This is a genomic window from Gordonia sp. WA4-43 (assembly GCF_020520305.1).
Classification (GTDB): domain Bacteria; phylum Actinomycetota; class Actinomycetes; order Mycobacteriales; family Mycobacteriaceae; genus Gordonia; species Gordonia hongkongensis.
The window spans coordinates 2,007,556-2,025,404 of record NZ_CP084736.1 but is presented as its reverse complement, the minus strand read 5'-3'; the positions used below and the strand labels follow the sequence as shown (position 1 = coordinate 2,025,404).

Annotated in this window: 1 protein-coding gene (running past one end of the window); it reads left to right on the top strand. The window is 64.2% G+C overall.

The genetic code is table 11. The features are described from left to right. Nucleotides 1-22: 22 nt before the first annotated feature. On the top strand, nucleotides 23-17,849 hold the 5' end (the start) of the coding sequence (locus LEL84_RS09075; protein WP_226513850.1) for a non-ribosomal peptide synthase/polyketide synthase. Its footprint extends 22,949 nt past the window's final position; the window shows 17,827 of its 40,776 coding nt (coding positions 1-17,827); the start codon lies at nucleotides 23-25; its stop codon lies beyond the right edge, outside the window.

Genomic DNA, 17,849 nt, shown 5'->3' with positions numbered 1-17,849 from the left:
TTCGACAAAGGACTGTAGAACTGTGGCAGATTTCATCCGGGTTCCCGCCGACCCGAGTCAGACTGCGCTGACGTTCGGTACCCGGAACGTCTCGTACGAAGAACTCTCGGCGCGAGTGGCAACTCTGGGACGCGAATTGATTTCGCATGGGGTCGCGCCTGATGTCGCAGTGGCGGTGTGCATCGAACGCTCGGTGGAGATGTTGGTTGCGATCCACGCAGTCGTGGCCGCGGGCGGACAGTATGTGCCGATCGACACGGCTGCACCGGCCGAACGCGTGCGGTACATGTTGCAGACCGCCGACGTGACCCTGGTCGTGGTGGCCGCCGGACAGCGTCCGGATTGGGCTGAGGAATCGGCCGGCCTCCGCCTCGTCGAGGTTGATTGCACGGGGACTGTCGATCCGGCGGCTGCCGATGCCGCCCCGATCACCGATCGTGACCGGCTGTCGCCTCTGCGTCCAGACCATGCTGTCTACACGCTGTTCACCTCGGGCTCGACGGGACGACCGAAGGGCGTGACGGTGTCACATCGGTCCGTCATGAACATGCTCACGTGGTTCGACGAGCTCATAGGTGACACGGGCGATGCGACGATCGTCATCAAGACGCCGTACACGTTCGATGTGTCGGTGCCAGAGATTTTTTGGCCGATGGTGCGCGGTACCCGGGCGGTGATCGCTGACCCGGACGCGCACCGTGATTCGGTCTACTTGCGGCGGTTGTTCGAAGACACACGGCCGTCTGTGGTGCAGTTCGTACCATCGATGCTGGCGGCCTTCCTCGACGACCTCGATGGTGAAGCGGCAGACCTGTCTTCAGTGACACGGCTGGTGGCCTGCGGAGAGGCGCTGAGTCCGGCGACCATGGACAAGGCGTTCACGGCGATGCCCGACGCGAAAATTGTCAATCTGTACGGTCCGACCGAGGACGCGGTGTTCGCGACGATCGCCGTCCTACGCCCGGGATCGAGTGTTGTGCCGATCGGTGTTCCGGCACTGAACATTACCGCATATGTCCTGGATCGCCGCCTTCGGATCGTGCCGGCCGGCGTTCCGGGCGAACTGTATCTAGGTGGGGTGCAGTTGGCACGAGGGTATGCGGCGAGAGGCGATCTCACCGCTGACCGATTTGTTGCCGATCCGTTCGGTGGGCCGGGGTCACGGATCTACCGGACCGGTGATCTGGTGCGGTGGAGCGGCGCGGGCGAACTGGAATACCTGGGACGCACGGACTTCCAGGTGAAGTTGCGGGGTCAGCGAATCGAGCTGGGAGAAATCGAATCGGTGATCGCGGCCGCTCCCGGAGTCGTGCACACCGCCGCGACAGTCGTCGAAGGCCCAGGCGGATCGCAGCATTTGGTGGCGTATGTGTCCGGTAGGTCGACAGATGAGCTGGACCTCGACGATGTCAAGCAGTCCGTCGCCGCGGCGCTGCCGTCCTACATGGTGCCGTCGGTGTGGGTGAATCTCGACGAGGTGGTGCTCAACACGGCGGGGAAGCTGGATCGAAAGGCGTTGCCGGCGCCGGACTTCAGCGGGGCAATGGCAGAGTACGTGGCACCGGGGACCCCGACCGAGGAACTTCTCGCCCAGGTCTTTGGTGATGTGCTCGGCGTCGAGCGCGTCTCGGTGGCGGAGTCGTTCTTCGATGTGGGTGGTAACTCGTTGTCGGCGATGCGGTTGGCAGCGAGGGTGTCTGAGGCTCTCGGTGTCGAGGTGTCGGTGCGGGATGTGTTCGACGCTCCTTCAGTGCGTGAGCTCATCACGGCGACTGCCGACCGAGGTGCGGGTCTGCCGCCGATCACCGCCGTCGAACCCCGTCCCGACAGCATCCCACTTTCCTTTGCGCAGCAACGGATGTGGTTCATCAACCAGTTCTCCGAGAAGACGTTCGCCGGATACAACCTGCCGTTCGTTGCTCGTCTGGTGTCGTCGGAGGGCGCCGTACGTGTCGACCCGGCTGTGGTGCATTCCGCGTTGATCGACGTGCTCGCTCGGCACGAGACCTTGCGTACCCGGTTCGTCCAGAATTCCGATGCCGACGAGGCGCAGGCACTGGTGTTGCCGGTGAGCCAGGCAGAAGAGGAACTGCGCTGGGAGAGTGTGCGCGTTGCCGACCGTGAGACTGCCCTCGGGCTGGTCGCCGATTCGGTCTCGCGTCCGTTCGACGTGTCTCGTGAACTACCCATTCGTGCCTCACTCATCGACGTGAACTCCGATGAACAGATATTGGTGGTGGTGCTGCACCACATCGCCGCCGACGGTGAGTCCCTGGCGCCGCTGTTGGCTGATGTGCTGAGTGCCTACTCGTCACGAGTGGCAGGGCGGGCTCCGGCATGGAATCCGCTGGCGGTGCAGTACTCGGACTTCGCGCTGTGGCAACGGGCCGTACTCGGCGACGCGACCGATGGTTCGACAGTCGCCGGTCGACAGTTGGCTTACTGGCGCGAGAGGTTGGCGGGCCTCCCGGATGTCCTCGAGCTGCCGACCGACTTCGCACGTCCGGCGGTGGCATCGATGGCCGGTGACGCGGTGTCGTTCAGTATGTCGCCCGCGATTCGTTCGGGCGTGGCAGCGCTGGCCCGTCAGCATGGCACCACCGAGTTCGTCGTTGTGCACGCGGCGATCGCGGCGTTGCTGGCTCGCCTGTCGTCGACCTCGGATATTGCGGTGGCAACGCCGATTGCAGGCCGCGGTCAACGCGTGCTGGATCCGATCGTGGGTATGTTCGTCAACAATCTCGTGCTGCGGACCGAGGTCTCTTCGTCGATCACGTTCGCCGAGCTTCTTGACCACGTGCGCAGGGTGGACCTCGACGCGCTGGGTCACGCCGACGTGCCATTCGAGCAAGTGGTGGACGAGGTGAATCCGGTTCGCTCGGAGGCGTTTGCCCCGCTCGCGCAGACGCTGTTCACCTTCGACCAGTTCGATCCGCAGCCGGTCGAGGTCGAGGGGTTGTCGGTGGAGCCGCTGAGTCCCGGAGTAGAGGCGGCCAAATCAGACCTGAACTTCGTGGTGGGTCGGGCAGAGGACGGCGGATACACCGGGAAGTTGATCTACGCGACTGACCTGTTCACGGCGGGCACCGCGCAGTCGATCGTCGAGCGGTTTGCGGTATTGCTCGAGACGTTCATCGAGTCGCCTTCAGCCGTGGTAGGCGATGTGGACCTGCTGAGTGCACAAGAACGCGAGAGCCTGGAGGGGCTGCCGTCACCGGTGCCCTCGACGGTGAACGCGAGTCGCTCTCTGGTCGAGGTTTTCGCTGATTCCGCTGGTGTGCAAGGGGAATCGGTGGCGGTGACGGCCTTGGGGCGGTCAGCGTCGTATGCGGAGCTGGCCAGCCGGTCGGATGCGGTGGCCGCACGTTTGGTTGCCCGGGGTGTGCGGCCAGGTGACCTCGTGGGTGTGGCGACGGCGCGGTCGGTGGACCTGGTGTCGTCTATTCTGGGGGTGTTGAAGGCCGGCGCGGCGTATGTGCCGTTGGACACCGGTAATCCCGTGGCGCGGTTGGCCTACATCGTTGCCGACTCGGGTGTGCGTGTGGTGGTCACCGACGAGTCGGTGGCCGGGCATGAGTTGTGGTCTGCGATCGATGGTGAGGTCGACGTCGTCGATGTGGCCGAACTGATCTCGGAGCCGGTGCCTGAACCTGTGCTGCCTGCGATTCCGGCAGACGCACGTGCGTATGTGATCTACACGTCCGGTTCGACAGGTCTGCCCAAGGGTGTCGAGGTCACCCATCGGAATGTGCTGATGCTGATGGACACCGCGGCAGCCGAGTTCGATTTCGGTGCCGACGATGTGTGGACGATGTTCCATTCCTATGCATTCGACTTCACGGTGTGGGAACTGTGGGGACCGTTGCTCTCGGGTGGCCGATTGCTGATCGTCGATCGCGACGTTGCCCGTGATACCGAACTGTTCATGCAGCTGTTGACCGACGAGGGCGTGACCGTGCTGTCACAAACCCCATCGGCGTTCTACCAGCTTATCGATGCGCGGCGCCGTCACGATACGCAGTTGGCCCTGCGGTACATCGTGTTCGGTGGCGAGGCACTGAGCTTTGAGCAGGTGCGGCGCTGGTACGACAGCTTCCCGGCCGATACCGCCGAGCTGGTGAACATGTATGGCATCACCGAGACGACGGTGCACGTGTCGTTCCGTGGGCTGGATCGGGAACTGGTGTCGGCGGGCGACGGGTCTTTCATCGGTCGTCCGTTGGCGTCGCTGGCGATTCATGTCCTCGACGACCGGCTGCGGCCGGTTCCCGAAGGGGTACCTGGTGAGATGTACGTCGCCGGTGGACAATTGGCGCAAGGTTATCTCGATCGCGCGGGGTTGACCTCGACGCGCTTCGTGGCCGATCCGTTCGGCGGGTGCGGTGGTCGGTTGTATCGCACCGGGGACCGGGCTCGTCGCGTCGGCGGCGATATCGAGTACTTGGGCCGGGGGGACGCGCAGGTACAGCTGCGTGGTTTCCGCATTGAATACGGCGAGGTCGAGTCCGCGTTGCTGACCGCGGACGGGGTTGCGGGTGCGGCTGCCCGAGTGGTCGAGATCGCCGGTCGCGGAGAACAACTCGTCGGCTACGTGGTGGCCGACGCGGACGCAGAGATCGACGGGCAGCGGGTCCGCGCTGCTGCCGCACTGGCAGTCCCGGGCTACATGGTTCCCGATCAGGTGGTGGTCGTGGAGTCGTTGCCGTTGACCGGCAACGGCAAACTCGACCGAGACGCGCTGCCGGTACCGGGTGCGATCACCGGAGCCGCCGAGTTCGTTGCCCCGTCGGATGAGCGCGAAGTACTGGTGGCGCAGAAGTTCGCCGATGTGCTCGGAGTGCCACAGATCTCGGTGGTCGAGTCGTTCTTCGACCTGGGTGGCAACTCGTTGTCGGCGATGCGGTTGGCGGCGCGTCTGGGGGAGTCGCTTGGTGTCGAGGTCTCCGTGCGAGATGTGTTCGATGCGTCGTCGGTGCGGGAGCTCATTGCGTTGACGGCAGACCGTGGCGCTCCCCGGACAGCATTGACTCCGCAGCATCGACCGGAAGAGCTGCCGTTGTCAGCGATGCAGCGCCGGATGTGGTTCATCAACCAGTTCGATACGGACTCGGCCGCGTACAACATTCCGTTGCCGTTCCGGTTCCGAGGCGGCATCGACCTGGCCGCGTTGCGGCAGGCCGTTGTCGATGTTCTCGATCGGCACGAGGTCCTCCGTACCTATTACCCCGGTGGAGTGGGTGGTCCGCGTCAAGAGATCGTGGATGGCGCTGATCTCGCCAGACGGCTTGATCTGAGCGTCGTCTCGGAGCAGGCGGATCTGATCGCCGATGCTCAACGGGGCTTCAACGTCGCTGTCGAGCTCCCGATGCGCGTACGCGTCTGGCAATCTCCTGATGGAGCGATCACCGAGGTTCTTGTCGTGGTGCATCACATCGCGTTCGACGGTGAGTCGGTACCGGTGCTCTTGCGGGATCTTCTGTCCGCCTACGCAAGCCGGGTCTCCGGCGAAGCTCCGGGATGGGCACCCCTCCCGGTGCAGTACGCCGATTACACGTTGTGGCAGCAGCGGGTGCTGGGCGATGTCAGTGATCCCGATAGCGCGTTGGGGCGTCAGCTCGCTCACTGGAATGAGCGGCTGAGGGGCGTGCCGGCGGTCACTGATCTGCCGATGGATCGACCGCGTCCGGCTGTTGCCGACCTGACTCCGGGCATTGTGCGCGTGGACATGCCGGCGGAATTGAGCGCTGGTGTTGCGGGGCTGGCGGCTGATCAACAGGTCACCCCTTTCATGATTTTCCATGCGGTGTCGGCGATCACGGTGGCGCGACTGGCGGCCACCACCGATGTGGTGATCGGTGCGCCGATTGCCGGGCGGACGGATCCAGCGCTGGAAGATTTGGTCGGGATGTTCGTCAACACGCTCGTGTTGCGGACCGAGGTTGATCCGGGCACCACGGTGGCCGATCTGCTGACTCATGTGCGGGTCAGGGATCTGGAAGCGTTCGCGAATGCCGACGTTCATTTCGAGCAACTGGTGGAGAAGCTTGCGCCGGAGCGATCGACGGCGCACGCACCACTGGTGCAGATTGCGTTGACGCACACCGCCGGTGATCTCGACATCGGGCCGGTCTCGCTGGGCTCGGCTGTGACGGCCGAGCCGATCGAGGTGGATGTTACTGAGGTCAAGGGTGATCTGACCATCAGTGTGCATGAGGGCGAGACGATCTCGCTCCAGTTGCACTATGCCGCAGCCTTGTTCGATGAGTCGACAATGCGCCGATTTGCGGCGGTGTGGCAGCGGGTGCTGGCAGCAGTGATCACCGACAGCACCGTGGCGGTTGGCGACATCGACATCGTCGCGACCGGCGAGGCGACAGCAGGGGCTCCGCGTCTGGCGGCGGCCCAACCGCAGAGCGACGTGGCGCGAGCCTTCGGGGGAACCGTGGAGCCAGGTACTCTGATCGACCTGCTCGATCGGCGGGACGTCGATCCGACCCATCCGGCGGTGATCTGCGGGGACGTCGAGCTCGACTATGCCGAGTTCGAGGCTCGGACGAATCGTGTTGCACGGGCGTTGATCGCTCGTGGTGTCGGTCCGGAGTCGGTGGTGGCTGTTGCTCTGGAACGGTCGATCGAGTCGGTGATCGCGGTATGGGGCATCGTCAAGTCGGGTGCGGCATACGTGCCCATCGACCCGAGCTTCCCGGCTGACCGAATAGCGTACATGCTGGCGGACTCCGGTGCCCGCTCTGGGGTTACCGCGCCGGCTTCGGCCGCTGTGATCGAATCGGCTGAGGCCGCGTGCCACTGGTACACCATCGACGAGCTAGACGATCCGGCGACCGGCAGTGAACCCATCGCAGCTGATGAGCGGCGTGGTTCGGTCCGACTGGACAACCTGGTGTACCTGGTCTACACCTCCGGCACCACCGGGCGTCCCAAGGGAGTGGGTGTCAGCAATGCCGGGATGGCTGTGCTCGCGGCTGCATCGTTGACGATGACGGGCACCCGCGACGACGACCCGGATACCCGAGTACTTCATGTGGCTTCGATGAGCTTCGATGCGGCCTTCTCGGAGATGGTCGCCGCGATCGTTGCTGGGCACACACTGGTCGTCGCACCGCAGACCGCCTATGCCGGTGACGCGCTGGGGCAGGTGCTCGACGGTGGCGAGGTCACCTACATGCTGATCACGCCGACTGTGCTGGCCACGCTGGACACCCGGTACGGGGAGACGATCCGGAACGTGAAAGTGGTGGGTGAGGCGTGCCCGCCGGAGCTGATCGAGCGCTGGTCGGCGCGTGGACGTCGAATCTTCAACGGATACGGCCCCGCTGAGACCACCGTATGGGCCACCAAGGGAAGGCTCCTGCCCAACAAGCCGATCACCATCGGACGCGCCCATCCAGGCTTCACCGCGCATGTCCTCGATGCTCGCTTGCATCCGGTACCGCAGGGTGTGGTCGGTGAGCTCTACCTGTCGACTGCGGGTGTGGCTCGCGGCTACGTGCACCGTCCGGGGCAGACTGCGACGAGTTTTGTTGCCGATCCGTTCAGCGGCAACGGCGCGCGAATGTATGCCACCGGAGACCTGGCCAGGGTCACCGCGTCCGGCGACCTGGAGTTCGTCGGACGTGTCGACCACCAGGTGAAGATCAACGGGCAGCGCGTCGAGCTCGGTGAGATCGAATCGGTTCTCGCCGAAACACCCGGCGTGACCCAGGCTGTGGTCCTCGGTGTCACCTCCGACGCCGACAACGGCGGACGCACCAGGCTCATCGGCTATGTTGTTGCGCCACAGGGTGTCGATGTCACCGAAGTGCTCGCTGCGGCCGCAACCCGACTGCCCTCGCACATGGTGCCTGCACAGGTCATCGCCCTCGAGACCCTCCCGCTGACTCCAGGTGGCAAACTCGATCGGAACGCGCTGCCCGCGCCCGAGCGACCGGCGGAAACCGAGATCGTGCCACCGGCAACCGACGACGAACGCAGACTCGTGGAGATCATCGGGGCGCTGCTGGGACTCGATCAGATCGGTGTCACCGATTCGTTCTTCGCCCTCGGCGGCGATTCCATCATGTCGATCCAGCTCGCGTCTGCGGCCAACGCAGCGGGGCTTCCGCTCACCCCGCGCGAGATCTTCGAACAGAAGACGGTGCGCGGCATGGCGGCGGTTGCCGCCCAGGCCCACACAGTGCCCACGCTGGCCGAACCCGAAGGTGCGGGCGCCGGGACGCTGCCGATCCCGCCGATGGTGTCGTGGTTGATCGAGCACGCCGGTGTTCCTGCCGATTTCGCAGATTTCTCGCAGTCGGCTGTGGTGCGGGTTCCCTCGGATGCCGCGCTGGACGACATTCGCGCGATCCTCACGGCTGTGGTGTCGGCGCACCCGATGCTCACTGCCCGCCTGCTCGTAGCCGACGGCGCTGAGGATGCATCATTCGTCGCGGGTGGGGAATTCGATGCAGCGTCGGCCGTGGTCGAGATCCGAACCGAGGACGACCTGAAATCCGCAATCGTAGAGGCCCATGCCGGCGCACTCGAACGACTCGATCCTGCCACGGGCAATCTGGTCCAGGCGGTCCTGGTGACCTCGACGCTGGGTGAGAGCCGAGTCGTCCTGGCGATCCACCACCTCGCGGTGGACATCGTTTCCTGGCCGATCCTCATCGAGGATCTGGCAACCGCGTGGGCGCAACTGCGCAGCGGCGGGGCGATCACGCTCCGTGAAGAGAAGAACTCGTTGCGCGCCTGGATGATCGAGTTGGCCGGTCAGTCCCAGCGTCGCATGGCCGAACTCGATTACTGGCTGCGCCGATCACCGGCCGTGCCGACGCTGTTGCGCGCAGAGCTCGACCCGGCGCGGGACAGTATCGCAACCTCCTTCACCGTCACCGCAAGGGTGCAGCCGCAGATCACCGAAGCCGTTCTGGTTCGTATGCCCACACTGTTCGGAGGGAACGTCAACGACGTCCTGCTGGGTGCCCTGGCGCGGGCGATTCGTGGGTGGCAGCACGCCAATTCGATCGTCGACTCCGCACCGGTCGGTATCCAGTTGGAAGGGCACGGTCGTGACGAATCAATCGTGTCGTCGAGCGAGCGTCCGCTGCGTACTGATCTGTCGCGCACCGTTGGATGGTTCACCACCATCGCTCCGGTGACGATCGACCCAGGCGCCGACATCATCCATGCGGTGAAGGCGGCCAAGGAGGAGCGGCTGGGTCAACCAGACGCGGGGGCCGGGTTCGGCGTGCTGCGCTACATGGCCGACACCGAACTCGCCGAACGGCCGTTGCCGAGCATCGGATTCAACTTTGCCGGTGCGGGATCGGTCGGAACGTCGGGCGAGGCGGTCGGGACGAATGAGGGTCGAGAATCGATCCTGGCGGATTCGCTGCTACCGGCGCAGGACGCGCCGGTACTTCCCGGCACGATCAGCGGAGCAATGGTCGCGCCCTCGGGCCTGAGCGTCAACGTCTCCACGGCGACGTCGCCGGCCGGACGAGAACTGCTGGCGGACTTCGCAGCACCTCGCGCTGTCTTGTCCGAGACAGATGTTGCCGACATCAGTGCGCGCTGGGCCGGTGGGCTCGCCGAGTTGGTGGCCGCTGTCGGCGATCGCGATCGGGTGGGATTGTCGCCGTCGGACGTGCCCGGGGCGCAGCTCACTCAATCCGATCTCGACAACCTCTTCTCCGATTACCCCGATGCCCAGATCTGGCCGCTGGCTCCTTTGCAGAAAGGCTTGTACTTCCAGTCCGAACTGGTCGCGGGCCTGCCGGCAGGCGATGCAGTCGACGTGTATGTGACGCAAGCCGTGGTGAACATCGGGGGAGATCTCGATGCCGCGCGGCTGCGCGGTGCAGCACAGGCGCTCCTCGCCGAGCACGCGGTACTGAGGTCGGGATATGTTCGCACCTCCAGTGGAGCGGTGGCGGCCGTGGTTCCGCCCGCCGTCGAATTGCCCTGGCAGGAAATCGACCTCCGTGACCTTCCTGTGCAGGAGGTGGCCGAACGAGTGTCGGCCATCGCCAAGGCGCAGAACGTCGAACCCTTCGATTTGACCGCTCCGCCGCTGATTCGTTTTGTGCTCGTACGCCACTCGTCGGGCGCCGCACTCATCGTGACCAACCACCACATCCTGTTCGATGGCTGGTCGGGTCCGCTGGTGCTGGCGGACATGATCGCGCTGTATGCGACGGGTCAGACCTATACCTCACAGGTGTCGGGTGAGGTGGCGACCGATTTCGGTGAACACCTCCGGTTGATCGGACGGCAAGACAAGGCTGCGGGCCTGGCGGCGTGGTCTCGGGTGCTGGCACCGGTGGAGGGTCCCACGGTGGTGGCGCCGGCGGTGGCGGCCACCGACGAGTTAATGCCCCAGGACTTGGATTTCGCGGTCAGTCCGCAGTTGCGTGAGGCGTTGGAAGCGGTGGGTCGCACGCACGGTGCGACCCTGGCCACGGTCCTGCAGCTGGCGTGGGCGGTGCTCCTGTCGCGCTTGAGCGGCAACCGGGTGGTGACCTTCGGCGAGACGGTGTCGGGCCGACCCGCAGATCTTGCCGGTGCCGAGGCGATGGTGGGGCTGTTCATCAACACCCTGCCCGCCGTGGTGGACCTCGATCCGCAGGCGCGCATCGGTGAGGTGCTGGGCAAGCTGCAGGCCGACAAGGTCTCGGTGCTTGATCATCAATACCTGACCCTGCCGGAGATCGCTTCGGCAGCTGGTGTTGCGCTCGGCTTCGACACGTTGACCATTCATGAGTCGTATCCGGTGGATGCCGATTCGCTGGCGAGCGGTGGAGCGCAGGTCGAGGGGGGTCTGCAGATCGTCGACGTCCAGGCACACGACGCCACGCACTATCCGTTGAACATGGTCACGATGCCCGCCGGTGATGGGCTGACCGTGCGCTTGAAGTATCTGCCCGCGGCGTTTGACGCACAGCAGGTGGCGGTCTTCGGCGAATGCGTGATGCAGATCTTGGCCTCGATTGCCGAAGCGTCGGAGACGCCCGTGGGCGAGATCGCCCTGGCCTCCGCAGATACGGTCCGGTCGCTGATCCGAAGCAGTATCGGTGAGGAAGTGGCCATCGCCGAGGGCGCCGTGTCCGACGTGGTTGCAGCCCAGGTGGCGCGGTCACCGGAGGCGACTGCGCTCTGGTACGAGGGCCGGACGGTGTCCTATGCCGAGTTCGGTGCGCGGGTGAATGCGTTTGCGCGGGAACTGATGTCCTTCGGTGTGGGACCGGATGTCGCGGTGGCGGTGTGTGTTCCGCGGTCGCTGGAGATGATGGTCGCCATTCACGCGGTGGTTGCCGCGGGCGGGCAGTATGTGCCGATCGACACGCAGGCGCCGGCCGATCGTGCGCGGTACATGCTGGAGACCGCCGATGTTCGGGTGCTGGTGGTTTCGACAGGCTCAACCAGCGGGGTGGGCTCAACCAGCGGGGTGGGCTCAACCAGCGGGGTGGGCGACGACGTTGCCGGGGTGGTCGAGGCTGCGCAGTCGGTGGCCGTACCAGTGCTGGGTGTGGATTGCTCCGGTGAAGTGGACGTGAGAACGCCACCTGTCTCGGTTGCCGAGCGCGGCGTGCTGCACCCTGATTCGGCTGTGTACACCTTGTTCACCTCGGGGTCGACGGGTCGGCCGAAGGGCGTGACGTTGTCGCACGAGGCGCTGGTCAACCGGCTGTGGTGGGGCTTGGACGAACTGCCGATCGACGCCTCGGATGTGGTCGTGCAGAAGACGCCGTACACCTTCGACTGCTCGGTGCCGGAATTGTTTGCGCCACTGATGGTGGGTGCGACACTGGTCGTGCTGCGTGACGGCGGACATGTCGACCCGCTCTACGTTGCTCAAACCGTCGAGGAATCGCGGGCGACGATGGTCCATTTCGTCCCATCGATGCTGTCGGTGTTCATCGAACTGGTCGGCCTCGAGCGCATCGCGGCGATGGACCACGTGCGGATCGTCTCGACGACCGGTGAGGCCTTGCCCCCGGCGGTCGCGGCCGACCTGCGCCAGGCGCTTCCGGAGATCCTGTTCTACAACCTGTACGGTCCGACCGAGGCTGCCGTCGAGATCACCTATCAGCGCATCGATGAGGTCGCAGCCACCGATGTCACTGTGCCCATCGGCGTTCCGGTGTGGAATTCATCTGCGCTGGTGCTTGATTCACGACTGCGGCCGGTTCCCGCGGGTGTCCCGGGTGAGTTGTACCTCGGTGGTGTCCAGCTGGCACGCGGGTACGCCGCACGCGGTGACCTCACGGCCGACCGTTTTGTTGCTGACCCGTACGGGCCGGCCGGATCCCGGTTGTACCGCACCGGAGATCTCGTGCGCCGTAATACCGCCGGTGACCTGGAGTACCTGGGCCGTACCGACTTCCAGGTGAAGCTGCGAGGACAGCGAATCGAGTTGGGCGAGATCGAGTCGGTGATCGCCTCGGCGCCGGGTGTGGTGCACGCGGCGGCAACCGTCGTCGAGGGTCCGGCCGGTTCACAGCATCTGGTGGGATACCTGGCGCCGGCGTCGGTCGATGTCGACCTGGTGAAAGCATCTGTGGCCCAAGCGTTGCCGGGGTACATGGTGCCATCGGTGTGGATGGTGATCGACGAGTTCGTGCTCAATACTGCGGGCAAAATCGACCGGAAGGCGTTGCCGGCACCGGAGTTCGGTTCTCTGGAAGCCGAGTATGTGGCTCCGGTGGGTGCAGCCGAGGAGGCTGTGGCGGCGGTGTTTGCCGAGATCCTGGGTGTGGAGCGGGTGTCGGTGACCGAGTCGTTCTTTGATGCGGGTGGTAACTCGTTGTCGGCGATGCGGGTGATCGCGCGTGCGGGTGAGGTACTCGACGCCGATCTGAGCGTGCGGGATCTGTTCGATGCTCCGAGTGTCCGGGAGTTGGTGGCTGCGGCCGCTGGTACCGCTGGTTCGGCGTTGGCGCCGATCGTGGCGGTGGTTCCGCGTCCGGAGCGGGTGCCGTTGTCGTTCGCTCAGCAGCGGATGTGGTTCATCAACCAGTTGGATCCGTTGGCGGCAACCTACAACATTCCTGCGGTGCTGCGCTTGTCCGGCGACCTGGATTCAGACGCCTTGCGGGCCGCGGTGGGTGACGTCGTCGGCCGGCATGAGGTGTTGCGGACAACGTTCCCTGCAATCGCGGGCGAGCCGTATCAGTTGGTCGGTGATATCGCCGAGCTCGAAGGCCGAGGGGTGTGGCAGATCGTCGCCTCGGCGGAGCAGCTGAGCGCGTCGGCGATGGCCGGCTTCGACGTGACCGTTGATTGGCCGTTGCGGGTGCGGTTGTTCAGTGAGAACGAGCGTGAGCATGTGTTGGCTGTGGTGGTGCATCATATTGCGGCTGATGGTGAGTCGATGGGGCCGTTGGTTTCTGATGTGGTGACGGCGTATGCGGCGCGGGTTGCTGGTCGGGTGCCGGTGTTTGTGCCGCTTGAGGTGCAGTTTGCTGATTTCGCGTTGTGGCAGCATGCGGTGCTTGGTTCTCCGCGGGATGCGGAGTCGGTGGTTGGTCGTCAGTTGGGTTATTGGGTTGAGCAGTTGGCGGGTGCTCCGGATGTGTTGGAGTTGCCGGCTGATCGGCCGCGGCCTGCGGTGGCCAGCCATCGTGGTCGTAGTTTTGGGTTTGAGGTTCCGGCGCAGCTTGGTGAGCGGGTTGATCGGGTGGCGCAGGCTGCTGGGGTGACGCCGTTCATGGTGGTTCATGCGGCGTTGGCGGTGTTGCTGGGTCGGTTGGGTGCTACTGGGGATGTGTCGGTGGCCACGCCTATTGCTGGTCGTGGTCAGCGGGTGCTGGATCCGTTGGTCGGCATGTTTGTCAACACGTTGGTGTTGCGTACGCGGTTTTCGTCGGCGGAGTCGTTTGCGGAACTACTTGACCAGGTTCGCCGGGTTGATCTGGATGCGTTTGCGCATGCGGATGCGCCGTTCGAGACGGTGGTCGAGGCGGTTGATCCGGTTCGTAGTGAGTCGTTTGGTCCGTTGGCGCAGGTGGTGTTGGCGGTGACGCAGGGTGCGGTGGCGGTGCCGTCGGTGCAGGTGGGTGATCTGCAGTTGGAGCCTGTTGTCTCTCAGGAGGTTCCGGCGCAGTACGACCTGCATGTGAATGTGGCGATGGCGTCGGGTTCGGTGTGGCAGTCCTCGATTGTGTATGCGACGGATTTGTTTGATGAGTCCTCGATTGCGGTGTTGGTACAGCGGTTGTTGGCGGTGTTGGATGCGGTGACTGCTGATCCGGGTGTGGCGGTCGGTGATGTGGCGTTGTTGACCGGGGCTGAGCGGGAGCGGTTGGCTGGTTTGCCGGTTCCGGTGGCTGTTGGTGGTCGGTCTTTGGTTGATCTGTTTGCTGGTTCGGTTGCTGTTCATGGTGGTTCGGTGGCGGTGTCGGCGTTGGGTCGGTCGTTGTCGTATGCCGAGTTGGATGTGCGGTCTTCGGCGGTGGCTGCTGGTTTGGTGGCTGTGGGTGTGCGGCCGGGTGATTTGGTGGGGTTGGCCACGGCGCGGTCGGTGGATGTGGTGTGCGCGATTGTGGGTGTGCTCAAGGCTGGTGCGGGGTATTTGCCGTTGGATGTGACCAATCCGGTGGACCGGCTTGAGTACATCGTTGGTGATGCGGGTGTGTCGGTGGTGGTGACTGATTCGTCGACGGCTGGTCATGGTTTGTGGTCGGTGGTCGGCGGCGGTGTGCGGGTTCTTGATGTTGATGAACTTGTCGCCGGGAATGCTGATGTGGCAGCCGATTTCGTGCCTGTTGTGGTGTCGTCTTCGGCGCGGGCGTATGTGATTTATACGTCGGGGTCGACGGGTCTGCCCAAGGGTGTGGAAGTCACTCATGGTGATGTGTCGGAGTTGATGGCGGCGTGTGCGCAGGATTTCGAGTTCCGCGGCGATGATGTGTGGACGTTGTTCCATTCGTATGCGTTCGACTTCTCGGTGTGGGAGTTGTGGGGGCCGTTGCTTTCTGGTGCGCGGGTGGTGATCGTTGATCGGGACCTGGCGCGCGATATTGATGGTTTTGTCGATGTGCTTGCTGCCGAGCGGGTGTCGGTGTTGAGTCTGACGCCGTCGGCGTTCTACCAGTTGATCGATGCTCGGCGTCGTCGTGCGCCGGAGTTGGCGTTGCGGTATGTGGTGTTCGGTGGTGAGGAGCTCTCGTTCGAGCAGGTTGCGCGTTGGTTCGAGTTCTTCCCGGCCGATGCTGCGCAGTTGGTGAACATGTATGGCATCACCGAGACGACGGTGCATGTGTCGTTTAGGCCGATTGATCGGTCGGTGGTGTCGGCGGCTGATCCTTCGTTTATCGGTCGGGCGTTGTCGTCGTTGGCGATTCACATTTTGGATGACCGGTTGCGGCCGGTGCCGGCGGGTGTGGTCGGTGAGATGTATGTGGCCGGTCACCAGTTGGCGCAGAGCTATTTGGGTCGTGCTGGGTTGTCGGCGACTCGGTTTGTGGCCAACCCGTTCGCGGGTGTTGGTGGCGGTTCGCGGTTGTATCGCACCGGTGATCTGGCGCGGTGGGTTGGCGCTGATATCGAGTATTTGGGTCGTGCTGATGGTCAGGTGCAGTTGCGTGGTTTCCGTGTCGAGTACGGGGAGGTCGAGGCGGCACTGTTGACGGTGGCCGGGGTGGCTGGTGCTGCGGCGCGGATTGTTGCTGATGCCCATCGTGGTGATGTGTTGGTCGGCTATGTGGTGGCCGATGCCGATGTGGTGCTCGATGTGCAGGTGGTGCGTGAGGCCGCGGGTGCGAAGGTGCCGCGTTATATGGTGCCCGATCTGGTGACGGTGGTGGATCGGTTGCCGTTGACGGCGAATGGCAAGCTTGATCGGAAGGCGTTGCCGGAGCCTGATTTTGAGGGCAGTGGCGGTGAGTTGGTGGCTCCGGTGGGTGCAGCCGAGGAGGCTGTGGCGGCGGTGTTTGCCGAGATCCTGGGTGTGGAGCGGGTGTCGGTGACCGAGTCGTTCTTTGATGCGGGTGGTAACTCGTTGTCGGCGATGCGGGTGATCGCGCGTGCGGGTGAGGTACTCGACGCCGATCTGAGCGTGCGGGATCTGTTCGATGCTCCGAGTGTCCGGGAGTTGGTGGCTGCGGCCGCTGGTACCGCTGGTTCGGCGTTGGCGCCGATCGTGGCGGTGGTTCCGCGTCCGGAGCGGGTGCCGTTGTCGTTCGCTCAGCAGCGGATGTGGTTCATCAACCAGTTGGATCCGTTGGCGGCAACCTACAACATTCCTGCGGTGCTGCGCTTGTCCGGCGACCTGGATTCAGACGCCTTGCGGGCCGCGGTGGGTGACGTCGTCGGCCGGCATGAGGTGTTGCGGACAACGTTCCCTGCAATCGCGGGCGAGCCGTATCAGTTGGTCGGTGATATCGCCGAGCTCGAAGGCCGAGGGGTGTGGCAGATCGTCGCCTCGGCGGAGCAGCTGAGCGCGTCGGCGATGGCCGGCTTCGACGTGACCGTTGATTGGCCGTTGCGGGTGCGGTTGTTCAGTGAGAACGAGCGTGAGCATGTGTTGGCTGTGGTGGTGCATCATATTGCGGCTGATGGTGAGTCGATGGGGCCGTTGGTTTCTGATGTGGTGACGGCGTATGCGGCGCGGGTTGCTGGTCGGGTGCCGGTGTTTGTGCCGCTTGAGGTGCAGTTTGCTGATTTCGCGTTGTGGCAGCATGCGGTGCTTGGTTCTCCGCGGGATGCGGAGTCGGTGGTTGGTCGTCAGTTGGGTTATTGGGTTGAGCAGTTGGCGGGTGCTCCGGATGTGTTGGAGTTGCCGGCTGATCGGCCGCGGCCTGCGGTGGCCAGCCATCGTGGTCGTAGTTTTGGGTTTGAGGTTCCGGCGCAGCTTGGTGAGCGGGTTGATCGGGTGGCGCAGGCTGCTGGGGTGACGCCGTTCATGGTGGTTCATGCGGCGTTGGCGGTGTTGCTGGGTCGGTTGGGTGCTACTGGGGATGTGTCGGTGGCCACGCCTATTGCTGGTCGTGGTCAGCGGGTGCTGGATCCGTTGGTCGGCATGTTTGTCAACACGTTGGTGTTGCGTACGCGGTTTTCGTCGGCGGAGTCGTTTGCGGAACTACTTGACCAGGTTCGCCGGGTTGATCTGGATGCGTTTGCGCATGCGGATGCGCCGTTCGAGACGGTGGTCGAGGCGGTTGATCCGGTTCGTAGTGAGTCGTTTGGTCCGTTGGCGCAGGTGGTGTTGGCGGTGACGCAGGGTGCGGTGGCGGTGCCGTCGGTGCAGGTGGGTGATCTGCAGTTGGAGCCTGTTGTCTCTCAGGAGGTTCCGGCGCAGTACGACCTGCATGTGAATGTGGCGATGGCGTCGGGTTCGGTGTGGCAGTCCTCGATTGTGTATGCGACGGATTTGTTTGATGAGTCCTCGATTGCGGTGTTGGTACAGCGGTTGTTGGCGGTGTTGGATGCGGTGACTGCTGATCCGGGTGTGGCGGTCGGTGATGTGGCGTTGTTGACCGGGGCTGAGCGGGAGCGGTTGGCTGGTTTGCCGGTTCCGGTGGCTGTTGGTGGTCGGTCTTTGGTTGATCTGTTTGCTGGTTCGGTTGCTGTTCATGGTGGTTCGGTGGCGGTGTCGGCGTTGGGTCGGTCGTTGTCGTATGCCGAGTTGGATGTGCGGTCTTCGGCGGTGGCTGCTGGTTTGGTGGCTGTGGGTGTGCGGCCGGGTGATTTGGTGGGGTTGGCCACGGCGCGGTCGGTGGATGTGGTGTGCGCGATTGTGGGTGTGCTCAAGGCTGGTGCGGGGTATTTGCCGTTGGATGTGACCAATCCGGTGGACCGGCTTGAGTACATCGTTGGTGATGCGGGTGTGTCGGTGGTGGTGACTG